The 26,143-nt window shown below is 47.3% G+C and carries 18 protein-coding genes and 1 riboswitch; of the genes, 10 read left to right on the top strand and 8 right to left on the bottom strand.

The features are described 5' to 3' along the window. The first annotated feature begins 81 nt into the window (after positions 1-81). From hflX to VIR50_RS04170, 7 genes are all read left to right on the top strand, one after another. Positions 82-1,329 (top strand): GTPase HflX, encoded by a 1,248-nt coding sequence (gene hflX / locus VIR50_RS04200; RefSeq protein WP_331933887.1) that lies wholly within the window; start codon positions 82-84, stop codon positions 1,327-1,329. Between the two features lie 40 nt (positions 1,330-1,369). Further along, positions 1,370-3,214, top strand: coding sequence for a DUF4954 family protein (locus VIR50_RS04195; RefSeq protein WP_331933886.1), 1,845 nt, complete (start codon positions 1,370-1,372; stop codon positions 3,212-3,214). 34 nt (positions 3,215-3,248) lie between these two features. Continuing rightward, on the top strand, positions 3,249-6,155 hold the full coding sequence (locus VIR50_RS04190; RefSeq protein ID WP_331933885.1) for a M16 family metallopeptidase: 2,907 nt from the start codon (positions 3,249-3,251) through the stop codon (positions 6,153-6,155). Between the two features lie 69 nt (positions 6,156-6,224). Then, entirely contained in the window at positions 6,225-7,880 is a 1,656-nt protein-coding gene (locus VIR50_RS04185) for a fumarate hydratase (RefSeq protein WP_331933884.1), read from the top strand. A gap of 808 nt (positions 7,881-8,688) precedes the next feature. Further along, positions 8,689-8,788: riboswitch (TPP riboswitch) on the top strand. A gap of 90 nt (positions 8,789-8,878) precedes the next feature. Next, a complete protein-coding gene (locus tag VIR50_RS04180; protein WP_331933882.1) occupies positions 8,879-11,059 on the top strand; it encodes a TonB-dependent receptor in 2,181 nt (726 codons plus the stop codon). A gap of 3 nt (positions 11,060-11,062) precedes the next feature. After that, positions 11,063-11,665 carry a nicotinamide riboside transporter PnuC gene (pnuC, locus tag VIR50_RS04175; RefSeq protein WP_331933881.1) on the top strand — a complete coding sequence of 201 codons (603 nt, stop codon included), beginning with the start codon at positions 11,063-11,065 and terminating at the stop codon, positions 11,663-11,665. Positions 11,666-11,673: 8 nt separating this feature from the next. Beyond that, a complete protein-coding gene (locus VIR50_RS04170) occupies positions 11,674-12,339 on the top strand; it encodes a thiamine diphosphokinase (protein ID WP_331933880.1) in 666 nt (221 codons plus the stop codon). A 134-nt stretch (positions 12,340-12,473) separates the two neighbouring features. Here VIR50_RS04170 and dnaA read toward each other — a convergent pair whose 3' ends face one another. The 5 genes from dnaA to VIR50_RS04145 form a co-directional block, all read right to left on the bottom strand. Next, a complete protein-coding gene (gene dnaA / locus VIR50_RS04165) occupies positions 12,474-13,877 on the bottom strand; it encodes a chromosomal replication initiator protein DnaA (protein WP_331933879.1) in 1,404 nt (467 codons plus the stop codon). Positions 13,878-14,382: 505 nt separating this feature from the next. After that, the gene (locus tag VIR50_RS04160) at positions 14,383-15,288 is read right to left on the bottom strand and encodes an MlaD family protein (RefSeq protein ID WP_331933878.1); all 906 of its coding nucleotides are present in this window, start codon (positions 15,286-15,288) and stop codon (positions 14,383-14,385) included. A 23-nt stretch (positions 15,289-15,311) separates the two neighbouring features. After that, on the bottom strand, positions 15,312-16,544 hold the full coding sequence (locus VIR50_RS04155) for an N-acetylmuramoyl-L-alanine amidase family protein (RefSeq protein WP_331933877.1): 1,233 nt from the start codon (positions 16,542-16,544) through the stop codon (positions 15,312-15,314). 39 nt (positions 16,545-16,583) lie between these two features. After that, complete coding sequence (gene folB / locus VIR50_RS04150; protein ID WP_331933876.1) at positions 16,584-16,982, bottom strand: dihydroneopterin aldolase; 399 nt, start codon at positions 16,980-16,982, stop codon at positions 16,584-16,586. A 19-nt stretch (positions 16,983-17,001) separates the two neighbouring features. Further along, the gene (locus VIR50_RS04145) at positions 17,002-19,566 is read right to left on the bottom strand and encodes an adenosylcobalamin-dependent ribonucleoside-diphosphate reductase (RefSeq protein WP_331933875.1); all 2,565 of its coding nucleotides are present in this window, start codon (positions 19,564-19,566) and stop codon (positions 17,002-17,004) included. Positions 19,567-19,719: 153 nt separating this feature from the next. On the opposite strand from VIR50_RS04145, the gene VIR50_RS04140 reads away from it, so the two are divergent. Further along, complete coding sequence (locus VIR50_RS04140) at positions 19,720-20,460, top strand: nitroreductase family protein (protein ID WP_331933874.1); 741 nt, start codon at positions 19,720-19,722, stop codon at positions 20,458-20,460. A gap of 219 nt (positions 20,461-20,679) precedes the next feature. Here the strand turns inward: VIR50_RS04140 and VIR50_RS04135 are convergent, their stop codons facing one another. Next, positions 20,680-20,925, bottom strand: coding sequence for a hypothetical protein (locus VIR50_RS04135; RefSeq protein WP_331933873.1), 246 nt, complete (start codon positions 20,923-20,925; stop codon positions 20,680-20,682). A 482-nt stretch (positions 20,926-21,407) separates the two neighbouring features. Here VIR50_RS04135 and VIR50_RS04130 point away from each other — a divergent pair, with 482 nt between their 5' ends. Both VIR50_RS04130 and VIR50_RS04125 read left to right on the top strand, forming a co-directional pair. Next, positions 21,408-21,923, top strand: coding sequence for an isoprenylcysteine carboxyl methyltransferase family protein (locus tag VIR50_RS04130; RefSeq protein WP_331933872.1), 516 nt, complete (start codon positions 21,408-21,410; stop codon positions 21,921-21,923). 110 nt (positions 21,924-22,033) lie between these two features. Further along, positions 22,034-22,798: a hypothetical protein gene (locus VIR50_RS04125; RefSeq protein WP_331933871.1), complete on the top strand. Its 765-nt coding sequence runs from the start codon at positions 22,034-22,036 to the stop codon at positions 22,796-22,798. A 150-nt stretch (positions 22,799-22,948) separates the two neighbouring features. Here VIR50_RS04125 and VIR50_RS04120 read toward each other — a convergent pair whose 3' ends face one another. Together VIR50_RS04120 and VIR50_RS04115 are read right to left on the bottom strand one after the other, a co-directional pair. Further along, the gene (locus VIR50_RS04120) at positions 22,949-25,423 is read right to left on the bottom strand and encodes a bifunctional UDP-N-acetylmuramoyl-tripeptide:D-alanyl-D-alanine ligase/alanine racemase (protein WP_331933870.1); all 2,475 of its coding nucleotides are present in this window, start codon (positions 25,421-25,423) and stop codon (positions 22,949-22,951) included. 239 nt (positions 25,424-25,662) lie between these two features. Further along, positions 25,663-26,100: a copper resistance protein NlpE N-terminal domain-containing protein gene (locus tag VIR50_RS04115; RefSeq protein WP_331933869.1), complete on the bottom strand. Its 438-nt coding sequence runs from the start codon at positions 26,098-26,100 to the stop codon at positions 25,663-25,665. Between the last annotated feature and the right edge of the window lie 43 nt (positions 26,101-26,143).

The following is a 26,143-nucleotide window of genomic DNA, read 5'->3' as shown; positions in this document are numbered from 1 at the left end:
GGAATAAAACCAACACATTTATTTTGTGGTGTGACCCTTTTAATGTAATTTTGTGACATAGAAAAATATTGAAAATTCAGAATGAAAGAATTTGTTATCTCTGAAGCCAAAGCCGAAACGGCCATTCTCGTTGGCCTGATTACACAAGAGCAGGATGAGGCTAAAACCAAAGAATATCTCGACGAATTGGAATTCCTCGCCGACACCGCAGGGGCCATAACGGTGAAACGTTTCACGCAGAAAGTAAACGGTCCGAGCCAAGTGACCTACGTTGGAAAAGGCAAACTTGAGGAAATCAAACAATATATCTTGGAATGTGAGGAAGAAGATGAACCCATCGGCATGGTCATTTTCGACGATGAGCTCTCTGCCAAGCAAATAAGGAACATTGAAAACGAGCTACAAGTAAAGATTCTTGACCGTACTTCGCTCATTCTGGACATCTTTGCCATGCGGGCACAGACGGCCAACGCGAAGACACAAGTGGAACTGGCACAGTATCGCTACATGCTTCCCCGTCTGCAACGCTTGTGGACTCACTTGGAAAGACAAGGCGGCGGATCGGGTTCCGGCGGCGGAAAAGGCTCGGTAGGTCTGCGTGGTCCGGGTGAAACCCAGCTGGAAATGGACCGCCGAATCATCCTTCAACGCATCACATTGTTAAAGCAACGACTGGCCGAAATCGACAAACAAAAGACCACTCAACGCAAAAATCGTGGCCGATTGATAAGAGTTGCGCTCGTGGGATATACTAATGTGGGCAAGTCAACGATCATGAATCTCATGTCAAAGAGCGAGGTTTTCGCGGAAAACAAGCTCTTTGCAACCCTTGATACCACCGTTCGTAAAGTGGTGGTAGAGAACCTTCCCTTCCTTCTTGCCGACACTGTAGGATTCATTCGCAAGCTCCCTACCGACCTTGTCGACTCCTTTAAATCAACCTTGGATGAGGTTCGAGAGGCTGATTTGTTACTCCATGTGGTCGACATTTCACACCCCGACTTTGAAGAACAGATTAACGTGGTGAACCAAACGCTCAAAGATTTAGGGTGCAGTGATAAGCCCAACATGATCATTTTCAACAAAATAGACAATTACAAGTGGGTAGAGAAGGAAGAGGATGACCTCACTCCCGCCACTAAAGAGAATATTGACTTGGACCAACTGAAGCGAACATGGATGGCACAGTTGAACGACAACTGTCTGTTTATATCGGCAAAGAACAAAGAAAACATTGATGAGTTCCGCAACATCCTATACAAGAAGGTGAGCGAACTCCATGTTCAGAAATATCCTTACAATGATTTTCTCTATCCGCAGGTAGACTGAACGTAAGCCATATTTACGGAATCAAATAACCGGAAGACAAATGAGACAACTTACTGATAATGAAATAAGCATACTGGAAGACAACAGTTGCTGGGCAGAAGACTGGAATCGCATTTGGGTAGATGAGGATTTTCGCCCTAATTACTTTCATCGTGTGATGTTCTATGGCGACATCGAGCTGGGACTTTTCGACAAGAACGTCGAAGTTAGCCGTGGTTTCATGAAACATTCCGGTATCAATAACGCCACACTTAGGAACGTCAGCATTGGTGACAACTGCCTGATTGAGAACGTAGGCAACTATATCAACAACTACACGATAGGCGATGACTGCTACATCAGTAATGTATGTACACTCGAAACGACCGAGGGCGCTACCTACGGGGAGGGCAACCTCATTTCCGTTCTTAATGAGATAGGCGATGGAAACCTAATGATTTTCCGCGATTTGAGCAGCCAGTTCGCCGCTTACATGGTGAAACACATGCACGACCGTGAGCTGAGAGACGCCATACGGCGGCTGATTCTCGAGAACATCTACAGCCGTCAGCCCGACCGAGGCACGTTGGGCAACAATGTAAAGATTGTCAACACCAAGGAAATCACTAACACAATTATCGAAGACGACTGCGAAATCAGCGGTGCCTCACGGCTCAGCGACTGTACAATTCTCAGCAACGACAACGCCAATGTCTTCATCGGAACCGGCGTTATCTGCGAGAACTCCATCATCAGTTATGGCTCTTCCATCATCAACAGCGTCAAAATGCAGAACTGTTTTGTAGGTGAAGCCTGCAAGATAGCCAATGGATTCACGGCCGCATCCAGCGTATTCTTCGCTAATTCCTACATGAGCAACGGCGAAGCATGCGCCGCTTTCTGTGGACCTTTCACCGCAAGCCACCATAAGAGCAGCCTCCTCATCGGCGGACAATTTTCTTTTTACAACGCGGGAAGCGCCACTAACTTCAGCAACCATGCCTACAAAATGGGGCCGATGCACTACGGTATGCTCGAGCGAGGCTGCAAGACTGCTAGTGGAGCCTACCTGCTCATGCCCGCTAACATCGGAACTTTCAGCGTTTGTTTTGGAAAACTGATGTATCATCCCGACACTCGCAACCTGCCATTCTCTTATTTAATCGCCTATGGAGATACCATGTATCTGTCTCCCGGGCGCAATATTACAACCGTAGGGCTTTACCGTGACATCCGGAAATGGCCCAAGCGCGATGTCAGACCAAAGGTTTGCCAAAAGAGTATTGTCAATTTCGATTGGCTGTCACCGTTCTCCGTGGGTGAGATTCTCGAAGGAAAACGCATATTGGAGAAACTTCGAGAGGCCAGCGGCGACAATGTTTCCACTTACAATTACCACGAATATGTCATCAACGCCTCTTCCTTACGCAAAGGAATCAAGTATTATGACATCGCATTGCGTATCTACATGGGCGCCGTTTTAAAGCGGGTACTGAAGCGAGGGCCTTTTAGTCCACCTTCAACAACCATAGGATTGGGACCATGGAATGACCTCTCGGGCCTTTTACTGCCCGACAGCGAGGAGCAACAGCTCACCCAAGACATCAAAGACGGTGAGCTTGACACCATCGAAGACATTCTTCTTCGATTTGAAGACATCAACCGCCACTATCGCGATTACCAATGGGCATGGACCTACCGGCTCATTCTTGATTACTATCAGTTGGAAGAAATCACCGAGGAAGACATCGACCGCATACACCAAGACTACGTTCAGGCCCGCCGGGCATGGGTGGCCGAGATAAGGAAAGACGCCGAGAAAGAGTATGCCATGGGCGATGTTGAGCCTGCGGTGCTCGATGATTTCCTTGAAAATCTGGACCACGAGATTGATTTCGAGAATTGAATTATAAGGCAAAAAACAAATATTTTATCATATAATGAAGACAAAGTTACTATTCTTATTCGCGACATTGGCCATCACGACCTCCGTTGTCGCAAAGGACTATCCCTACACCACCGTGAAAGGAGACGCCACCCAAACACGTCTTTACACACTCGATAACGGATTGAAAGTGTACTTGAGCGTCAATAAGGAGAAGCCCCGCCTGCAAGCCAACATCGTTGTGAAGACCGGCTCACGCAACGATCCCGCCGAAACCACAGGCTTGGCACACTACTTAGAACACCTGATGTTCAAAGGAACACAGCAATTCGGAACCACCGATTATAATAAAGAGAAGCCCTATCTTGACGAAATAGAACGCCGATATGAGCACTATCGCACCCTGAAATTGCCCGCCGAACGCAAAAAAGCCTACCATGAGATAGACTCTATATCACAATTGGCCGCCCAATACAACATCCCCAACGAATACGATAAGCTGATGGCCAGCCTCGGAAGTGAGGGAAGCAACGCCTACACCAGCAATGACGTAACCTGCTACATAGAGAACATACCGGCCAACGAAGTCGAAAACTGGGCCAAGATACAGAGCGACCGCTTCCGAAACATGGTCATCCGTGGTTTCCATACGGAGCTTGAGGCCGTTTATGAGGAGAAAAACATCAGCATGGGCAGCGACAATAGCAAACAGTATGCCGCACTATGGAAGCTCCTCACACCCACTCACCCCTATGGAACCCAAACGACCATAGGCGAACAAGAGCACTTGAAAAATCCCTCCATCGTCAATATCAAGAACTATTTTAACCGTTATTACGTGCCAAACAACGTAGCCATTACGATGGCCGGTGACTTTAATCCCGACGAAGTAATTGCCATTATCGACAAATATTTCGGCGATTGGAAGCCCAATCCTAATCTCTCACGCCCTGAATTCAGCGCTCAAAAACCACTGACAGCCCCCAAAGACTCCAGCGTTGTGGGCCAAGACGCCGAGAACCTGATGATGGCATGGCTCTTCAAAGGCAGCGCCGAACTGCAAAACGACACGCTCGATATTATCAAGAACATGCTTGCTAACGGCAAGGCCGGCCTCTTCGACACAAACATCAACCAGCAGATGAAAACCCAAGGCGTAGGTGCCATGATCGATGGGCTGCACGATTACAGCGCATTCATCGTATACGGCTCGCCCCTACAAGGCCAAAAATTGGAAGATGTGCGCGCCATCATCTTGAAAGAGATAGAAAAAATGGGCCGCGGAGAGTTCTCCGACGACTTGCTTCCGGCAGTCATCGCCAATAAGAAGCTGAAATATTACAGCTCACTTGACGACAACGAAAACCGGGTAGACATGATGGTTGACGCCTTTGTCAACGACAAGAGCTGGGAAGAACAAGCGCTCCAATTAGACCGGCAGGCCAAACTGACCAAGCAAGACATCATCAACTTTGCCCGACAGAACCTGCGCACCGACAACTTCATTTGCGTTTACAAGCGCATGGGCGTAGACTCCACCCTCAAAAAGATAGAGAAGCCCATTATCACTCCTATTCCCGCAAACCGTGAATATGAGAGTAAATTCCTCGCGAACATCCGCACCTCGGAGACTAAACCCATCCAACCGGTCTTCGTCGACTTCAAAAAAGAACTCTCGTTCGGCAATGTGAAGAAAGGATTACCTTACATCTACAAACGCAATACATCAGATGATCTTTTCCAACTGATATTCCGTTACAACTTCGGAGACGAGTCCGACCTGCGCTATTCATACGCCGCGGCCTATCTCGACTTCATTGGCACCAAGTCAATGAAGGTCTCCGACATCAAGCAAGCGTTCTACAAACTGGCTTGCAACTATCGAATCACCACCGACAAGAAGAACATCAGCATATCCTTAAGCGGCCTTGGAGAGAACATGGCTCAGGCTTTGAGACTCTTGGAGGACGTTATCAGCAACGCACAAGCCGACAACGACACGTGGAAACAATTCTGCGACCTGATGGAAAAGAACCGTATAGACGCCAAAACCAACCAACAGCAAAACTTTGAAGCCCTTTGGAACTACGGCGTTTACGGTCCTTACAACCCTACTCGTAACGACTTATCGATGAAACAGCTGAGAGCCATGAACCCACAGCAGCTCGTCAACCTGCTCGGCGGGCTGAAGAACCACGCCCATACGGTGCTCTACTATGGTCCCGACACGCAAAAACAACTCCGCGACCTACTGATTAAAGAGCATAAAGTGGCCAAGAATTGGGCCAAAGACCCACAAGCCAAGCCCTACAAGGCACAACTGACGCCACAGAACGAGGTAATCATCGCTCCTTATGTGGCCAAAAACATCTACATGCGTCAGTATCATAACGAGGGAAACCTTTGGAATCAGGACAAGGCACCCGTGGAAACTCTCTTTAACCAGTACTTCGGCGGCGGCATGAACACCATCGTTTTCCAAGAACTGCGTGAGACCCGAGGCTTGGCTTACAACGCTTACGCCCTTTACCAGCGCCCCGAACGCAAGTCACAACCCGAGTCGTTCTTCACCCACATCATATCACAGAACGACAAGATGACCGACTGTATCAAGATTTTCAACGACATTCTTGACAACATGCCGCAAAATGAGGCCGCCTTCAACTTGGCCAAGCAGAGCCTGATAAAGACGTTACAAAGCAACCGAACCACAAAATTCAACATCATCAGCCGCTATCTGTTCTTGCAGCAATTAGGCCTTGAAAACGATTACATGCAGCACGTATATAATAAGGTGCAATCGCTCACGCTGAAAGACATGGTCAACTTCGAGCAAAGCCATATCGCCCGCAAGCCTTATCGCTACATCATTCTCGGCGATGAGACCAACCTCGACATGAAGGCCTTGGAAAAGATAGGCCCCATCAAGCGCCTCACCACGGAAGACATCTTTGGCTTTTAAAGCCCCAACGTGAAGAAGCTATCAACCGGACATTATTAATTTATTCATCATTTTAAATATAAAGACATTATGGCAAACAAAGTTGAATTCAAGTATGCGCCCATGTTCCAGACCGGAAAGGACGATACTGAATACCGCCTCCTGACCAAAGAGGGCGTTACAACAAGTGAATTTGAAGGCAAACAGATTGTGAAGGTATCCAAAGAGGCCCTCACTCTCCTTGCCCAACAGGCTTTCCACGACGTGGAATTCATGCTGCGCCGCGAACACAACGAGCAGGTTGCCGCCATCCTCAACGACCCCGAGGCGTCTGAAAACGACAAATACGTGGCCCTGCAGTTCCTCCGCAACGCCGAGACTGCCGTGAAAGGCGTGCTTCCCTTCTGCCAAGACACGGGCACGGCCATTATCCATGGCGAGAAAGGTCAGCAGATATGGACCGGCTTTGAGGACGAGGAAGCCCTCTCACGCGGTGTCTACAACACCTTTACCGAGGACAACCTGCGCTATTCACAGAACGCTCCGCTCAACATGTATGACGAGGTTAACACCAAATGTAACCTGCCCGCACAGATTGACATTGAGGCTACCGAAGGCGCGGAGTATCGCTTCGTGATGGTTGCCAAGGGCGGCGGATCAGCCAACAAGACCTATTTCTACCCCATGACCAAGGCTACCATTCAGAACGAAGGCACGCTGCTGCCCTTCCTCGTTGAGAAAATGAAGAGCCTCGGAACGGCCGCTTGTCCCCCGTATCACATCTGCTTCGTCGTAGGTGGCACCTCAGCTGAGAAGAACCTGCTCACCGTGAAACTCGGCTCCATCAAGTATTACGACAATCTTCCTACCACCGGCGACGAGACCGGTCGTGCTTTCCGCGACATCGACTTGGAAAACAAGCTCCTCGAAGAAGCCCACAAGATTGGCCTCGGCGCACAGTTTGGTGGTAAGGCTTTGGCCCACGACATCCGTGTCATCCGCCTGCCACGCCACGGCGCCAGCTGTCCTATCGGCATGGGTGTAAGCTGTTCGGCCGACCGTAACATCAAAGCGAAGATCAACGCCGATGGTATTTGGCTGGAAAAGATGGACACCAATCCATCAGAACTTATCCCCGAGGAATACCGTAAGCCCGGCGAAGGCGCCAGCGGCATAGAGATAGACCTCGATAAGGGCATGGACGCCGTACGCGCGGAGCTGACCAAATACCCCGTAAGCACCCGTGTGAACCTCAAAGGCACCATCATCGTGGCTCGTGACATTGCCCATGCCAAGCTCAAAGCACGTCTTGACGCAGGTGAGGACATGCCCAAATATTTCAAGGATTACCCCATTCTGTATGCCGGACCGGCCAAAACTCCCGAGGGATATGCCTGCGGTTCGATGGGCCCAACTACCGCTAACCGAATGGATCCCTACGTTGACGAGTTCCAAGACCACGGCGCTTCGCTCGTGATGATAGCCAAGGGTAACCGTACACAAGCCGTTACCGACGCCTGCCAAAAGCATGGTGGCTTCTATTTAGGCACCATCGGAGGTGTTGCCGCCGTACTTTCACAGAGCAGCATTAAGAGCATTGAGTGCGTGGAATATCCCGAACTGGGCATGGAAGCGATATGGAAGATTCGTGTGGAAGACTTCCCCGCCTTCATCCTCGTGGACGACAAGGGACATGACTTCTTCAAGGAACTGAAGCCATGGACCGCTTGCAACTGCAAGAAATAAGCACACAGAGCGAACGAACGCTCCGTTTCAAACAAAAAGGAGAAGTCTCTTCACGGAGATTTCTCCTTTCTTTTTTCTCCCCGTCCCTGCCGTTCTCAGGCGAAAAACGTTAGTGCCGCTCCCATGAATTCCAATCATCGGGTCCCAACTCTTCATGTCCCCCAAGTGCCGAGAAGCGCTAAAAGCAAAATTACACGCTCTTTTCTCCACTGCGTTTTGTAAACTTTTATTCCCTAAAAAACGCTCTTTCTTTTTTCACCATCTACGATAGACACTTCCTTATTTGGCAGAATACTCCGTTCTTTTCCGGCAAACAGCAACCTGAAATTCCGCAAGCAGCAGGTCATTATGGCCCTTTCACCCACCCGATGCACGACTACGAGCCTGCCGATGCAGCCTTTCGCCCACGCCAAAAGCCTGCTTTCAGTCGGTCATAAGGGTCCTTTCAGAAGCCCGAAATGGCGACAACACGGCATTAAATATTATAAAACACTGATTATCAGCTTATTATTTAAAAGTCTCAAAACAGCGATTTTCCCGACCAAAGTTTGATTATTTTCAAATAACGAAGCCTGTAAAAGCATTTTGTAAAATATTTTCAGCACTATATTCGCTACGCTTACGAATCTAAAGCGTAGGCGTTTCCTATGCAAGTCTGCCGACAAGAAGACGATGGCGCACGCCCCCTACTCCCCCAACCCCACATCATCACAATGGCGGCAGGCCACGCATGGTCCACATTTTTCAGCACAATGTTTGCCCAATTGAAAACGAATAAGTAATTTTGCAACGTTTTCTGACCACACTGAAAACCACAGAGGGGTGCTACCGCAATTGCGGATGCTGAGATCAGACCCATGGAACCTGATACGGATAATGCCGACGCAGGGACAAGGATAACGATTCCACGAGTTTTTCCATCTGACAAATGACAAAGCTGATAGCAGGCACTCATTTTCTGTGAAAAGGATAATAAATCATTAATATTTACACAAGAAATGAAGAAAATAGCATTGATTCTCGCGGCTACAGCCTGCTTGTCGGCTACGCATGCCGCCCCGAAAGAGGAAAAAATAGACACGCTCCGAACCTATGAGCTGCAAAACGTGGAGGTTCTTTCTACCCGTGCGGGGCGAAAGACGCCCGTGGCTTACACCACGATGGACAAACAACAAATCAAAAAGCTCAACCATGGCCACGACATTCCGTTCCTCCTATCGCTCACACCGGGCGTAACGACCACGAGCGACGCCGGCAACGGCATTGGCTACACGTCCATCAAGGTGCGTGGAACCGACCCCAGCCGCATCAACATCACGGCCAACGGCATTCCCATTAACGACGCTGAAAGCTCTCAAGTGTTCTTCGTGAACATGGGCGACTTCATGTCGAGCGTGAAAGACGTGCAGATTCAGCGTGGCGTCGGTACGTCGACGAATGGTAGCGCGGCCTTTGGCGCCACCATCAACATGCAGACCGACGCACCATCGCTTACCCCCTTTATCACGCTAAGCACGGCGGCGGGCAGCTACGGTACCCATAAGGAGAGCTTGCTCTTCGGCTCCGGCCTCCTTGCCGACCACTGGAGTTTCAACGGACGCTTGTCAAACATCGGCAGCAATGGCTATATCGACAGGGCGTCGACCAACCTCAACTCTTATTTCCTGCAAGGAGCGTACACCGGTACCAATACAATGGTGAAGTTGCTCACCTTCAACGGAACGGAGAAAACTTACATGGCATGGGACTATGCCACGAAAGAACAAATGGAAAAGTTTGGCCGTCGTTACAATCCTTGCGGCGAATACACCGACGTCGATGGTAAAACTAAGTATTACAGCAACCAAACGGACAACTATCATCAGCAGAACTACCAGCTTATTTGGAACCAATTGCTCGGTGGAGGATTCAATTTCAACATCGGACTCCACTATACCGCCGGCTTCGGTTACTATGAGCAGTACAAGGCCGGAGCCGCGTTGGCCGACTATGGCTTCACGGGCACGACGCTCTTTTCGGACATCATCCGCCGGAAGAACCTGAGTAACGACTTCTATGGCGCCGTTTATGCGGTCAATTACAAAAGAGGTCGCTGGGACGCTTCGGTGGGTGGAGCCATCAATCGCTACAGTGGGCGCCATTTCGGCAACGTCATCAGCGTGGTGAAAGCGCCCGTTGAGAACTATCCCGATACCGAATACTATCGCAACAAGGCCGAAAAGAGCGAGAGAAGTTTCTACGGTAAGGTGAATGTTGACCTATGGCGAGGCTTGAGTGCCTACGTGGATTTGCAATATCGTCACATCGATTACCGCATTCAAGACCCCAATGACAACTATTCCGCGGCAGCTAAGGAGGGATGGCTCTACGACGAGCATTACGATTTCTTCAATCCCAAGGCCGGTCTGTTCTATCAATTCAACCCCAATCACATGGCTTACGCCTCGTTTGCCATATCCCACCGTGAGCCCACCCGCAACGACTTCGAGGGCAATCCGACGCCCAAGCCAAAGGCAGAGCGCATGACCGACTGGGAATTGGGCTACAAATACCAAAGTGAACGATTGAGCGCGGCGATTAATTTGTACCACATGGATTATAAGGATCAGTTCGTGTTGACGGGTGAAATCAACGCCATCGGCGAAATGATTCACCGAAATGTGGGCTCTTCTTACCGTGAAGGCATTGAACTTCAGGCTGCTTGGAAACCGCTTGATTGGTTTAAATGGGATGCGAACGCCTCTTTCAGCAAGAACAGAGCCAAGGATTGGACGGTGAAAAGCGACAATGGAAAAGCGCTCAGCTTCGGAACCACCCACTTGAGTTTCTCTCCCGACGTTATCTTCAACAATATTTTTACCTTCAGTTACAAAGGCATTGAGGCCGGACTGCAAAGCCAATACATCGGAAAGCAGTACATGACCAACGACGATAACGAGAATCTGACGCTCGACGACTACTGTGTGACCAACCTCGACCTTAGCTATACCTTCAAACTTAAATCGGTTAAGAGTATCACTGTGGGCGCGACGGTTTACAACCTCTTCTCAAAGAAGTATTTTACCAACGGCTATGCCAGCGCCGGATACAACGATGAGGGGAAAGAAAGTTGGACGTGGGCCGCTTATTCTCCGCAGGCTCCCATCAACTTCCTTGCCCATCTGAGCATTACGCTTTAAACGATGACTGATTTCATAACACTCCATTGGCTCGATATTCTGACCACAATCTTGGGCATAGCCTACATTGTGCTGGAATATCGTGCCAGCATTCTTTTATGGGTTGTGGGCATTATCATGCCCGCACTCGATGTTTGGCTCTACTATAGCCATGGTCTTTACGGCGATGCGGGCATGGCCGTGTACTACACTTTAGCTGCTATCTACGGCTATGCGGTATGGAAATTTGGCCGGAAACATAACCAACAAGCAGGTCAGCAGTTACTGATCAGCCACATGCCCAAGCGTCTTTACCTGCCAGCTATCCTCTTTTTCTTCACGGCGTGGGCGCTCACTTATTGGATTTTACGGGCATACACCAATTCCACGGTCCCATTACTCGACGCCTTTACCAATGCTTTGAGCTTCGTTGGACTATGGGCTTTGGCTCGCAAATATATCGAGCAATGGTTCTTTTGGATTGTTGTTGATGTCATCAGTTGTTATCTCTACATCAATAAGGGCATACCTTTCAAGGCCGGCCTTTATGGTATGTATGTGGTGATAGCTGTGGCCGGATATTTCAAATGGAATAGAATGATGAAGCAACAAAGCGCTCAAAAGTAAAGCAACGTATGAATATTTACCCCAAAATAACGGCCGACACGCAATTCGACATGGTCATTGTAGCCAATGGTTCCTTTCCCGAGGATCCCATAGCGTTAAGCATTTTGCACCATGCTAAGCACATCATAGCCTGCGATGGTGCCGCGGAGACACTGCTTAACCATGGTTTTTCGGCTGACAGCTTTACCGTTGTGGGCGATGGCGACAGCTTGAGCAAGGATCTGAAGGCGCAGTTAAACTTCATACATGTAACTGAACAAGAAGATAATGATTTGACGAAAGCCACACGCCATTATGCTTCTTTAGCCGGCACGAAGCCCGGAAGCCGGGTGGCTTTCCTTGCCGCTACCGGCAAAAGGGAGGACCACACGCTGGCCAATATATCGCTATTACTACGCTACTATCGTGAATTTAACCTTCAACCCATCATGATTACCGATAAAGGTTACTTTATCCCAACGCAAGGCGATAGTAGTTTTACCACGTTCAAAGGCCAACAAGTCAGTATTTTCAACTTTGGTTGCAACCGACTTTCAAGCGACGGACTCGTTTGGAACGCCTATCCTTACCATGAATTGTGGCAAGGCACGCTCAATGAAGCCAATGCCGAGCGTGTCAGTCTCCATGGAGATGGCTTCTATCTCGTATATCTCACCTTCTTGGGAAAGCACTAAAAGTCAGTATTTCACGAAATACCAAAATGAAAAAGCGCCATGGCCAATCGACCATGACGCTTTTCTTATGTAACCATTTAAATACTATTCTTACCTACTTTTCAAGCAATCAATTCTTAATTGTCTAAAAACAATTACTTCAAATGAAAGGAATTTTCTATTGAAACCAGTTCCGATCGGAAAGCGGCGTCGTACTTCAACTTCTGCTCCACTTGTGTACAACTGTGAATAACCGTGGAATGATCCCTGTTACCAACTAACTTTCCTATTCTTGAAGCGGGCATTTTAGTGTACTTTTGCGCCAAATACATAGATACTTGACGGGCTATGACCAAGTCACGTTTACGACTTTTGCTATTCACCGCTGTCGTTGTAACATTAAAATGCGTACATACGGTATCCATAATGTCATCTACCGTCAGCGGCTTATCATCAATCTTAACGGCTCGTTTGATAACTCTTGTCGCCAACTTCATGTCTACTTCGCAGTTGTAAACAACGCTATAAGCCAATAAACTATTGATAACGCCTTGCAAATCTCTCACACTTCCATTGGCTGTTGAGGCTATAAAATGGACTACATCTTCAGGAATATGAAGTCCATCACGGCGTATCTTGCTATTCAGAATGGCCACACAAAGCTCTACATTCGGCTTTTCAAGCTCAGCGATAAGCCCACATGAGAAACGTGTTAACAAACGATCGTTCATTCCTTTCAAATCTACGGGAGGACGGTCACTGGCCAATATAATACGTTTTCCATTACGGAAAAGGTGATTAAAGATATGAAAGAAAGTGTCTTGTGTCTTTGTTGCGGTTGCCCACTCTTGAATATCATCAACTATCAACATATCTATCGTTTGATAGAAGTTGATAAAATCGTTGACTTCATTTTGAAGAACAGCGTTTGTGTACTGCACTTGAAAAAGGCGAGCACTGATATACAACACCCTCATTTGTGGATACAATTGCTTTGCATGCACACCAATCGCATTGATCAAATGTGTTTTTCCACAGCCACTTGGGCCATAGATGAACATAGGATTAAACTGATTATTGTTCGGATGCTCCGCAATGCTCTGCCCAACAGACCGCGGCAGCTTATTACATTTACCTTCTATGTAGTTCTTAAAAGTCTGGTGAGGGTTTAATTGTGAATCAATATCCTGCGGCTTTGTGGCTTCTGAAACGACTGAAGCCTGATTAGCGTGCGCTCTTGACGCAGCTTTTACGCCGGTATCCGTTGACTTTGACTGTGCGTTTTGGGGCAAGTTATTTGCCCTATTAGCCATAACACGGTATGCCAAACGAATATACATGCCGAAAGATTCAAGCGAAACCTTACTAAGTAAGTCCATATAAGCGGCTTCCAGCTCCTTAACAATATCGGAGCTGGGCACCTGAACCAACAATATCTTCTGACTTTCATCAAATGACTCGAAGACAAGTGGCTTAAACAACTTATCATACTGTTGTGTTCCAACACTCTTCCGGATGAGCGCAAGGGCGTTGTCCCAACAAGCATTAGGACTCATCATGTACAATATTCAATTATGACAACTAAATTAATGTCTTGAACTAACAGCCTTAGAACTTAGTTTCCTCCCACTAAGGGCTATTACTTGCTTTGCAAATTTAGCAAAGAATTACCAGAAAAACAAATCTTCTGATTTAGACTTTTTTAAAGAACAAGCCTTAACTCTCTCATGTTATGGACTTTACAAAGATAATGAGTCTAAATAGCCAAAACAAGCTATTGCAAAATTACAAATCACTGATTTACATACACTTACATACATCCGACAGTTCCATTGTAATCATAGTGAAACATTCTACTCACACTCTGAATTCCCCGTATATCAGCAGGTTTAGCAATAGGCCGCAATGCGTGAAACATTACGGCCTATTAATTTAGACTCAATTTATTTAGAATGAACAAATGATTTCTTAACTCTTAAATCTATATTTCTTAAGTCTTAAATCTATATTTCTTAACTTTTGAATCGATATTCCTAAACTCCTGAGTCTATAATTCTTATCTAATTACTTGTCCTTTTTACCAAAGAGCGAGAAATGTACATATCTCTTAGGATGTTCACGGACATTAATTAATAAGGAATCCGCACTCTTCATTGTCGCACTCAAATGATTATAAAGTGCCGGATCATTCATTAGCAATCCCAAGCTACCGGTATTATTATTCAACTTATCCGTGAACTGCTGCACATTTGCCAACGTTTGGTTTACTTGCTGCATGGTACCTTGCACATCTACTTTCGCCAAATTAGCCGTCAATTGATTCGTATTATCCAAAACTCCATTTGCCTTATTCATCAAACCCGGAACCTGACGATTGACAGAAGCTAACAACTGATTCAGCTCACGAGTAGAGGTTGTCAAATCGCCCGTTATGTGTTGAATATTATGCAATGACGCCGCAATAGCCGGATCAGCCAATAATTGATTCACACTTGTGAGAATACTATCGAGCTTAGGCACCATTTTCTGCACTTCAGGCACGATAGCCGCCACCTGAGACAGTGCTCCTCCATTTACCACACCTGTTATGGTGTCGCCCGGCTCCAGCCGATTACGAGGATCATTGGCCATCAAAATATTAAGTTTAACGTTGCCCATCAAGTCACTAACGATCTCCGCGGTACTGCCATTGGCTATACGCAATCCTTTCTCAACTCCGATTTCGACAACAATATCTTCCTTATGTTCCAAATCATAATGGATACCTTTCACGACTCCTATCTGATACCCATCCGCATAAATGGGATTAGAGGAAGACAAGCCGCTAATATCCTTGAACTTTACATAAAATGTATTGTCATTTGAAAAAACAGACATTCCTTTCAGGAAATTAAGTCCGAAGAAAAGAACTATAATTCCCAAAACAGCCACCACGGCTATCTTTACTTCCTTTGTAAACACCTTCGTCATTTATCTATTATTTAATCTTCTGCTTAACGATTTTTCTTAAACTCTACTATCGCCGCGTTTATATTCATCCGTTCACCATTTTTGAACGCAACGATAAACGCCTCGGGAAACCTATCGAGTATCTCCTTACGCAAACGGTAAACCTCATTATAATTCGTAGAAGCGCCATAAGTGTACTTATTCAAGCCTCCCTCCTCATAACACTCTACCGGCTCGAGCTTTTTAAAATGCTCATCCGTCGGTCGCAATTTACGAGAACTACTCAATATCTGCACCTTAAACACCGGCTTGGCAGCGTCCGTTTGCTGCGCGTTTTCATGCTGCTGCGGCACAGAACGTGTCGGACGAGACTGCGCCACGCCACTCTCACTCTTCTGATCGGCATTGGCAGGCTGGTCCACCGCGGCCGGCTGCGTCGTCTCATGGGGCTTTATCAACTGCGGGACAGTCGTTGTCTCAGTCCGCTCCGTCTTATAAGGCACCACGATACCATTAAAATATTTATTCTTATAGCGAAGAAATCCCTGAAAAATAGCTTGTCCCATCTGCCGAATACCGTCCGAGCTATTGAGGAAATTTTCCTCCTCAGCCGATGTAATGAATCCTAACTCAATAAGACAACTGGGCATTGACGTTTCACGCAACACCAAAAAGCCCGCTTGATGTACTCCTTTGTCGATACGACCAACACCTCTACACACGCTGTTCTGAATATCCCGGGCCAGCTCCACGCTTTTTTCCATGTTCTTACCCTGAATAAATTCAAACATGATATAGCTCTCCGAAGACTTTGGATCAAATCCGGCATAGGTCTGCCGATAATTCTTTTCCATCGAAATAACGGAGTTCTCACGCATAGCCACATCCAAATTGTCCTTAGCCCGGTGCATACCCAAGGTATAAGTTTGGAAACCTCGGGCCACTCTTCCCGGCGGAAGGGAATTCGTATGCACTGAAATAAACAAATCAGCATTGGCCTTGTTAGCGATATGGGCACGCTGATGCAAATCAATAAAGACGTCAGTCTTGCGTGTATAAACCACCTTTACATCCGGACAATTCTGCTCCACGCAGCGTCCAAACTCAAGTGCTATGTTAAGATTGATGGTCTTTTCCTTTGAAAAAGCGCCCATGGCTCCGGTGTCCTTTCCGCCATGGCCCGCATCTATCACCAATACAAATTTCTTATCGGCCGCGACCGACAAACTTACAAACAAGAGAATTAGGGTTGATAAGAAAACTTTCTTTCCACTCATAATACCTATTTAAATTAGGACAAAATTACAGAATATATGTCACAAAACCGATGTCAGACTTCCAGTTTTATCATTTATTAAGTGAACTTCCACACCGGCACCATCCGTATCAGCCCCCATCGGTGGGTTGAGCTTGACGATTTGCAGGGTCATTTCACGTATTGCCGGAAACACTTCCATCAGTTTCTGACCCATCCTGCCGGCAACATACTCCAGCAACTTACCGGGACAACGCATTTCCGCGGCTATAACCTCATAAACCTCTGCGTAATTCAAGGTGTCCCGAACATTGTCCGAAACCATTGCCCGGCTGAAATCATAACCTATCTCCACGCTTACGGTATAGTCATTGCCCACTATACGCTCCTGCGGCATCACGCCATGAAAGGCGTGAAACCGCAGGTTGGTAAGTGTAATTTTAGCGTTATCGACTATCATATATGTGCTATATCACTGATTATCCGCAACGACTGGCACCACAATTGGTACAAATCAGGCAACCTTCTTGGTACACCAACGTCTCCTGACCACACACCGGACACTTCTGTCCCTTAGCCGCGGTCCCGTCAGTAACGTATTTCTTCAGCGCACGTTCCACGCCTATCTTCCACGTGTTAATGCTTTCATTCTTTAATTGCAACTGACCTACGAGCTTGATGACATGCTCTATCGGCATACGATAGCGCAACACACCCGATATAAGTTTGGCATAATTCCAATACTCGGGGTTAAACTTCTCGCTCAATCCCTCAACCGTCGTCTTATATCCACGCTTGTTCTCAAACTGGAAGTCATAACGCTTCGAGCCGTCCTCGTTCACCCGCTTGATTATCCTACCCTTCGTGACGCTCTTGGGCAGCATAATGCCTTCCTCGTCATCTTGCAATCCGGTGAAGATTTCATAGGGATAACCATCCAATAAGCCCACAAAGGCCACCCATTTTTCCTTATTGTTTTGGAAACGAACCACGTCGCACTCCAATTCTTTCGGACGAACCTCGGTAACTTCGGGATGATGAAGCACGATGTTTTCGGCTTTCTTCTCCTTCTCCTCTTTCTTCTTGTCTTTCTTCGACACGGAAATCATGACACCCGAACGGCTGCCGTCACGATAAATAGTGCAACCTTTACAGCCGCTTCGCCATGCCTCGACATACAATTTGTTGACAAGCGCCTCGTCGACCTCGTTGGGCAGGTTCACCGTAACGCTGATACTATGGTCCACCCACTTCTGAATGGCGCCTTGCATCTTCACTTTCATGAGCCAATCCACGTCATTCGCCGTTGCTTTATAATAAGGTGACTTGGCCACCAGCTCATCTATCTCCTCTTGCGAGTACTTCTTTTCCGTGTCATATCCGTTTACCTGCATCCAAGTAAGGAACTTACGATGGTACACGATATACTCCTCAAAGCTGTCGCCAACCTCATCCACAAAGTCCACATGCACGTCGGTATCGTTGGGATTCACCTTGCGGCGACGCTTATAAACCGGCATGAACACCGGCTCTATGCCGCTGGTGGTTTGCGTCATGAGCGATGTGGTGCCCGTGGGAGCTATGGTCAGGCAGGCTATATTGCGACGGCCATACTTACACATGTCCTCGTAAAGCTTTCCATCGACTTCCTTCATACGCAAGATAAAAGGATTGGCAGCCTCACGCTTGGCGTCGAACACCTCAAAGGCGCCACGCTCTTGGGCCATCGTAACCGACGAACGATAGGCGTTGAGCGCCAAAGCCCGATGCACGGAAACCGAGAAATCAGTGGCCTCTTGCGTGCCATAGCGCAGTCCCAAAGCCGCAAGCATGTCGCCCTCGGCCGTGATTCCCACGCCGGTACGGCGACCCTTACCGCTCTTTTCCTTGATTTTCTCCCACAAGTGATACTCGGCGCCCTTCACCTCACCGCTTTGTGGGTCGCGCTCTATCTTGCTCATGATGAGTTCTATCTTCTCCATTTCCAAGTCAACGATGTCATCCATGATACGCTGAGCTAAGCGAACATGCTCCTCAAACTTTGCAAAGTTGAAAGAAGCGTGGTCGGTAAACGGATTCTCCACGTAGCTATAGAGGTTTATACTCAACAAACGACAACTGTCATAAGGGCACAAGGGTATCTCGCCACACGGATTTGTACTCACCGTACGGAAGCCTAAATCGGCGTAACAGTCGGGAATGCTCTCCTTCAAAATGGTGTCCCAAAAGAGTACACCCGGCTCGGCGCTCTTCCAAGCGTTGTGCACTATCTTCTCCCACAGCTTGCGGGCAGAGATTTCCTTCTTCACCATGGGCTGCTCACCGGTGATGGGATATTGCTGCACATAGGGCTTATCATCTACCGCCGCCTGCATGAAGGCATCGTCTAACTTCACTGATACGTTGGCACCCGTTACCTTTCCCTCGGTCATTTTGGCGTCGATAAACGCCTCACTGTCGGGATGTTTAATGCTGACGCTCAACATCAAGGCGCCACGACGACCGTCCTGCGCCACCTCACGTGTGGAGTTACTGTATCGTTCCATGAAAGGCACCAAGCCCGTAGACGTTAGTGCCGAGTTGTTCACGGGGCTTCCGGCCGGGCGTATATGGCTTAAATCGTGGCCGACGCCACCCCTTCGCTTCATCAACTGCACCTGCTCCTCGTCTATACGCATAATGGCGCCATAGGAATCGGCGTCGCCATCAAGGCCAATCACGAAGCAATTGCTAAGGCTGGCCACCTGATGATTGTTGCCAATGCCCGTCATCGGACTGCCGGCGGGCACGATATAGCGAAAATGATCCAAAAGATCAAAGACTTGTTGGGCCGAAACGGGGTTCTTGTATTTATTCTCAATGCGAGCTACTTCATTGGCAATGCGCCAGTGCATGTCGACCGGACTCTTCTCAAAAATATTGCCGAAGCTGTCCTTCATCGCATACTTATTCACCCAAACACGAGCGGCCAATTCGTCACCGTTAAAATACTTCAAAGTAGACTCAAAAGCCTCATCGTACGAATACGTTTTATTATTTTCCATGAACAAAATAAATGTAGGTTGTTTGCTTGCAAAACTACAATATATTTTCCTAATATTGACCCTTTTAGAACTTTATTTCGGAAATCACATAGTTAAAACTTTCCAAAAACGGGAAACTCTTTTTACCTTTGTAAAACAAAAGTTTTCCATTTTATGAAATCACTAATAACCCGCACAACCATCCGCAAATACGCTGCCACTCCCGTGACTGACGAGCTTCTTTATCGGCTTATCGAGGAAGCCGAACGCACTCCGACCATGGGAAACCTGCAACTTTACAGCGTAGTTATCAACCGCGAAGCCGACAGCAAGGCCGCTTTGGCGCCCGCTCACTTCAATCAGACCATGGTAACGGAGGCCCCCGTGGTGCTCACCGTGTGCGCCGACTTCCGTCGCACCACCGCTTGGGCCACACAACGGCAGGCCTCGCCCGGCTACGATAACGCACTCAGCTTTCTCAACGCGGCCACCGACGCCCTGCTCTACACGCAAACTTTCTGCAATTTGGCTGAAGAAGCGGGGCTCGGCACCTGCTTTCTGGGCACCACACTCTACAATCCGCAGGCCATCATCGACACGCTGCGACTGCCCCGGTTGGTATTTCCCGTGGCCACCATCACCCTCGGCTGGCCCGCCGAACAACCCGCCTTGTCCGACCGGCTGCCCCTAAGGGCTATCGTACATCAGGAATCTTATCAAGATTATACAGCCGAAAGCATTGACGATTTCTACCACGAAAAGGAATCGTTGCCCGAAAACCGCCACTTCGTAGCCATCAACCATAAGCAGACTTTAGCCCAAGTATTCACCGACTTGCGCTACACCCGCAAAGACAACGAGGCCATGAGCCAAGGGCTGCTTGAGGCACTGCGCCGTCAAGGCTTCCTTCCTTAAACGGTCATTGACTACAAACGCCATCACGGGGACGACAGCGTATCGTTCCCGTTTTTTGTAACTTACAATTGCGAAACTTCTTTACAAAGACTCCAAAAACAAGCCTTGTTTTCAAAAAAACTTTGTCCTCAATTGGAAAAACACGAAAACAAAGCAAGTTCATAACCAACTAATAATCAATATTTTACCAAAAGTCATCCGTTTTCTTGCCCGCTGCTTTCACCTCAAACCTATGCTTTGACACTCCCAAAGCAGTGCTTTGAGCAGGTCGAAACCATGCTTTCGCTTGACAATTCCTGCGTTTTGGCAATCCCAAAGGGCCGCTATGAGCTTTCCGCAAACCGAAAATCGAGGCACAAGCGCATGATTTCGACCAATCCAACGCTGTTTTTTCTCTTTTTCCTCGCTACATGACACACTCCCAAGAGCGATGAAAATTGTCAACAATCTTGACACTTTTACCATTCCTCAACAGCCTTACTACTTGCTTACCAACGTGCTACCGACATTTTATCAGTCAAAAACGATATTCATAAAGGAAGAAAATAAGCTTTTTATAACACAAAAAACATTTTTTATATAGCAAAAAGCAACAATATGATATTTTTTATTTAATTTTGCAGCCGCTTTTGAAGTTCATTAAAAGATAGGAGCAATGGAACCGCAAGAAATCAAGTCTCCATTATCAGCCACAAAGCCGCTGACCGCCTTATCGGCAATGACACGTCAGAAAGTAGCGAGTAATTAATCAAAATAAGGCAACACATTTCCTTCAATAAAGACACAGCCCATTTCAGGAACCTGCGACAACAACCATGCGTTCAGCCCATTCTATGCACATGAGAACGAGGCCGTAACAAAAGCAAAACGCGGGAAATCGAGGCAAAAAGCGTAGTTTGCCACGCTATAAACAGCAAATATTTTTAACTCAATTTTATAAAACGATTATGCAATACATTATCATTACATTCATCGTGTTCTTCGCTCTGCGACTCGTATCTTTATCATTTTCCATCCGCAATGAGAAACTCCTGCTGAAAAAAGGAGGCGTACAGTATGGCAAACTCAATTCGCTCTTGCTGACACTGGCCCACATCGCTTATTATTTTTCGGCACTTTACGAGGCTCATGTCAAAGCGGTAGATTTTAACTCCACGTCCATCATAGGCGTTGGCGTCATGACTTTTGCCTATGCCATGTTGTTTTACGTTATCTATAAGCTAAGAGATATATGGACCGTAAAACTCTACATCGTGCCTAACCAGCGCATTGAGCGCAGCTTCTTGTTCAGGACCGTGCGCCATCCTAACTATTTCCTGAACATCATGCCCGAGCTTATCGGCGTGGCATTGCTCTGCAACGCATGGACCACACTGTGCGTAGGCTTCCCCCTTTACCTATGTTTGCTCGTGGTAAGAATACGTCAGGAAGAAAGCGCCATGCGCGAATTATTCAATAAGTAAAGCCCCACAGCGGGACGCCGACGGCGGAAAAACAACGCTACTGCCCCATTCTGCCGCCACAACCCACAAGGATATATTTTTAAAATTACAAATCATAACACATTAAAAAGATGAACATTAACTCAAGACTCCTACCGACGGCCCTCATGGCCGCTGTGATAACGATTTCAGCAAGTCTCACTTCATGTGGCAAAGACCATATCGACGACATCGTGCCGCCTACCCAAAAAGAAACTCCTAAAGCGGGTTCGCCCGAGAAACCAAAGGACGCCGAGCCTGAAAAACCAAAGGAATTGACTCCTGAAAAGCCAAAGGATTCTACTCCCGAACAGCCCAAGGACACTGAGCCGGAGAAGCCCAAGGAGGAGAAACCACAAACGCCAAAGGACCCGACGCCTAAGACAAATGGGATAGAAGGTACATGGATTTTCAGCGAAGGTAAAGCTACTTTCGCCACGGTAAAGGACGGTAGGGTTAGTACTTATAAAGTAACTTGGAGCTTTGACGGGAAAAATAAGCCGCAGTTCTTGCTTGAAGACGGTAAGAAACCGGAGGCTCAAGTGCAGAAAATCCTTGAATCAGAAGACATTTATGTAGTTCCCCGTCAATGGACTTTTGGACCTTCTAACATGCTTAAAGAAACGCTCTACGATATTAAGCATAGCAAATGGGGAGCTGAAAAAACCGGAACATACAATTATTATTCACAACGAAAGCAGGTTTACACCACTCTTTCAGATGGTACATTCAGTGCTCTTAACATAGAAAAGATTCAGGAAAATGTCCTTACTATCACTGATGCGGATGGATATCCATGGGACTCCAACTCAAAGAAAATATATAATATACACTTGACTTTCAAGCGAGTAAAGTAAAAACGCATACAAACAAAAAAGCGGCTCCACCTTATTATATATAGGTGGAGCCGCCTTTTTCATTTCTATACATTCGCATTTGCCCGACTAACACGGTGCTTTTTTATTTTAAAAAGGACTTCGCGACGCTATCCTTTGCCTGCCATCGGCTTAATCTTGATAGTAAACCCGACGCACACGGGTGCTGATTCCCGTCATCACCTCGTAAGGAATGGTCTCAAGAAGGTCGCTCAATACCGTTACGGGAAGCTGCGGTCCGAATATTTCTACGGTGTCTCCTTCGTGGCAATCGATACCCGTGACGTCTATCATGCACACATCCATGCAGATATTACCTACGTAAGGAGCACGTTGCCCGTTAACAAGACAATAGCCTCGACGGTTTCCCAAGCGCCGATTAAGTCCGTCGGCATAGCCTATGGGGATGGCCGCTATCAGGCTGTCACGCTCTAAGATGGTGCGCCGACTGTAGCCTATGCTGTCGCCGGCAGGCACTTCCCGCAGTTGCAAGATGGTGGTTTTCAAGGCCGAAACGGTGTGGATGGTTTGGTTGTTGCGTGAGTTGATACCGTAAAGGCCCAGCCCCAAGCGACACATATCCAACTGACGACCGGGGAAATGCTCAATGCCTGCCGAGTTGTCGATATGACGCAGTATCTTATGGTCAAAGGCTTGCTGGAGCTGTTGGCTGCCCTTATCGAACAATTCAAACTGTTTGGCCGAGAAATCATCGAACCCATCGTCATCGCTTCCCACAAAATGACTGAATACCGAACGGGGAATGACGGCGTTCTGACGCTTGAGCCGATTGATGAGTTGCTCCATGTCATGCTCCGGATCAAAGCCTAAGCGGTGCATACCGGTATCGAGTTTGATATGAACAGGATAGTCGGTGATTCCCTCTTTCTCGGCAGCTTTGACAAGCGCATCAAGCAAACGGAAACTGTAAACCTCAGGTTCCAAATCGTAATCGAACATGGTTTTGAAGGCCGACATCTCGGGATTCATAATCATGATGTTGCTTGTGATACCGTTCTTACGCAGGGTGACGCCCTCGTCAGCCACGGCCACGGCCAGATAATCTACCTGATGATCTTGCAAGGTCTTGGCTATCTCCACGCTACCAGCCCCATAAGCGTCGGCCTTTATCATGCAGACCAGCTTTGTACCGGGCCTCATCATGTCGCGATAATAATTAAGATTATCGACAACTGCGTTGAGATTAACCTCAAGTATCGTCTCATGGACTTTACGAACCAAGTATTCTGTTATCTGATCAAAGCCAAAACTACGGGCACCTTTGATGAGAATAACCTCGTCACGCAGTGAGTTGAAGACCTCACTCTGCAAGAATCCGGCCACCGTTTTGAAGAAAAACTTTTCTGAAACCTTGATTAATTCCGCGTGTTCCGTCAGCTCCGGCCCTATGCCGATGAACTTCTCAACACCTCGCTCCACAGCTAACTTGCTCACTTCAGCGTATAAGCGCTCGGCCGATTGACCGCTCTGATAGATGTCACTCAAGACAAGTGTGCGGCGACGGCCCTTGTGATCGGGCCTGCGAGTCATGAAGTCGAGCGCTATATCGAGCGACTTAATGTCTGAATTATAGCTATCGTTGATTAAAGTACAGCCATGTTGCCCTTCTTTTACCTCCAAACGCATGGCTACGGGCTCGAGTTTGGGCATACGCAGTGCCAATGCTTCCGGCGTAATACCTAACTGAAGGGCCAATGTAGCCGATACGATACTGTTCTCAATGGAGGCTGAATCGATGAAAGGAATGGTATAACGGCCTTTAACTTGGCCTTTAAAGATGTAATCAATGGTGGTCTGTGCGCCGTCAACGTGGGCCTGCACATACATCGGAGCTTGCTCATTACGCGTGGACCAAGCCAACGACGCGGCTTTGAAATCAAACTCCGACACGCAACGTTGTACCAACTCATCATCCATACAATAAACAATGACTTCGGCCTCGTGGAACAAGCGCAGCTTTTCCTTGCACTTCTCTTCCTGCGAAGAGAAATTTTCCTGATGGGAACTACCTATGTTTGTAAGCACGCCTATCGTGGGTTGAACCAATTCTTGCAAAGCGGCCATTTCCCCGGGCTGGCTGATTCCGGCCTCGAAAATACCAACTTGTGTATCTTCTTTCAGAAGCCAAACGCTCAACGGCACACCTATCTGCGAATTATAGCTGCGCGGGCTGCGAGTAACGACCATGTCCGGCGATACCAACTGATAGAGCCATTCCTTTACAACGGTCTTTCCATTGCTGCCGGTAATACCTACTATGGGGATATTATACTCATCACGGTGGCGCTCTGCCAAGCGTTGCAACGCTTCGAGCGTACCTGTCACTTTCAAGAAATTGGCTTCCGGAAAATCGGTTTCATAATTCTGAGGAACCCGTTCCACAACAAAGTTCCTCACACCGCGGCGATAAAGGTCGGCTATATAATGATGTCCATCATTGCGTTCAGACTTTAACGCGAAAAATAAGGTTTCTTCAGGGAAACACAGAGACCGACTGTCAGTGAGCAAAAAGGCGATGTTAGCGTCTCTATGTCCAAAACGACGCGCACCAATGAGTGTGGTTATCTTTTCAATAGTATATGTCATCGTTTGATACTGTTAATGTTTTTGTAAAGCCATAACCTATAAACAATGTGGTTATAGCTCGTGCAAAGATACGGCAACCCATAGAAACAGCCAAATAAAAGTAAAAAAAACTGACGAAAATGCCTATGATACAATCAGGCTGAATGTATGCTTTTAAAGGTTGAAAAACTATATACAAACAAGGGAGAAGTCCTTATGAAAAGACTTCTCCCTTATGTTTTTTCGCTTAATAAGTTAATTTACTTCTTCTTCAAGTCGTAGTCCGCGGGGTTACCTGCTTCTTTAAACTCGGCATTCACCATACGAAGTGTACTGTCGTCAACACACTTGAAGATGTCATCACTTACACCGTCATTAGCCGGGAACCTATAGAATGTAGCCTCTTTTCCGTCAACTGTCTTCTTAAGAACTTCAGCTACGCCCGTTCTACGGAATGTTTCTTCCTTGCCTTCTTCAGCCAAGTAAGTGCTGCTCAGGCTGAAACCATTGGTTGAGTCGTTAGCCAAAGCGATTTCATACTTGATACCCGGGCCATCAGCAGCGGGCACCGTACCTTCAAAATAGAAAGTATCAGCCACGGCTGAATCCATGTTTTCTACGTTTGCAGTTGTCTTACCATTCTGGCCGCAAGCCGCAAAGAGCAAAGGCAAAGCCAAGAGAGTTAATTTTGTTTTCATTTCTTTATTGTTTAATATGGTTTAAATGTGAGTGGCAAATGTA

Source organism: Prevotella sp., from assembly GCF_036570325.1.
Lineage (GTDB): Bacteria > Bacteroidota > Bacteroidia > Bacteroidales > Bacteroidaceae > Prevotella.
This window is presented reverse-complemented; position numbering and strand designations above follow the sequence as displayed.

Bases quoted from the DNA above. Each gene is read 5' to 3' on its own strand.
- hflX (WP_331933887.1), top strand. From the start codon at position 82: ATGAAAGAATTTGTTATCTCTGAAGCCAAAGCCGAAACGGCCATTCTC.
- VIR50_RS04195 (WP_331933886.1), top strand. From the start codon at position 1,370: ATGAGACAACTTACTGATAATGAAATAAGCATACTGGAAGACAACAGT.
- VIR50_RS04190 (WP_331933885.1), top strand. From the start codon at position 3,249: ATGAAGACAAAGTTACTATTCTTATTCGCGACATTGGCCATCACGACC.
- VIR50_RS04185 (WP_331933884.1), top strand. From the start codon at position 6,225: ATGGCAAACAAAGTTGAATTCAAGTATGCGCCCATGTTCCAGACCGGA.
- VIR50_RS04180 (WP_331933882.1), top strand. From the start codon at position 8,879: ATGAAGAAAATAGCATTGATTCTCGCGGCTACAGCCTGCTTGTCGGCT.
- pnuC (WP_331933881.1), top strand. From the start codon at position 11,063: ATGACTGATTTCATAACACTCCATTGGCTCGATATTCTGACCACAATC.
- VIR50_RS04170 (WP_331933880.1), top strand. From the start codon at position 11,674: ATGAATATTTACCCCAAAATAACGGCCGACACGCAATTCGACATGGTC.
- dnaA (WP_331933879.1), bottom strand. From the start codon at position 13,877: ATGATGAGTCCTAATGCTTGTTGGGACAACGCCCTTGCGCTCATCCGG.
- VIR50_RS04160 (WP_331933878.1), bottom strand. From the start codon at position 15,288: ATGACGAAGGTGTTTACAAAGGAAGTAAAGATAGCCGTGGTGGCTGTT.
- VIR50_RS04155 (WP_331933877.1), bottom strand. From the start codon at position 16,544: ATGAGTGGAAAGAAAGTTTTCTTATCAACCCTAATTCTCTTGTTTGTA.
- folB (WP_331933876.1), bottom strand. From the start codon at position 16,982: ATGATAGTCGATAACGCTAAAATTACACTTACCAACCTGCGGTTTCAC.
- VIR50_RS04145 (WP_331933875.1), bottom strand. From the start codon at position 19,566: ATGGAAAATAATAAAACGTATTCGTACGATGAGGCTTTTGAGTCTACT.
- VIR50_RS04140 (WP_331933874.1), top strand. From the start codon at position 19,720: ATGAAATCACTAATAACCCGCACAACCATCCGCAAATACGCTGCCACT.
- VIR50_RS04135 (WP_331933873.1), bottom strand. From the start codon at position 20,925: ATGGTAAAAGTGTCAAGATTGTTGACAATTTTCATCGCTCTTGGGAGT.
- VIR50_RS04130 (WP_331933872.1), top strand. From the start codon at position 21,408: ATGCAATACATTATCATTACATTCATCGTGTTCTTCGCTCTGCGACTC.
- VIR50_RS04125 (WP_331933871.1), top strand. From the start codon at position 22,034: ATGAACATTAACTCAAGACTCCTACCGACGGCCCTCATGGCCGCTGTG.
- VIR50_RS04120 (WP_331933870.1), bottom strand. From the start codon at position 25,423: ATGACATATACTATTGAAAAGATAACCACACTCATTGGTGCGCGTCGT.
- VIR50_RS04115 (WP_331933869.1), bottom strand. From the start codon at position 26,100: ATGAAAACAAAATTAACTCTCTTGGCTTTGCCTTTGCTCTTTGCGGCT.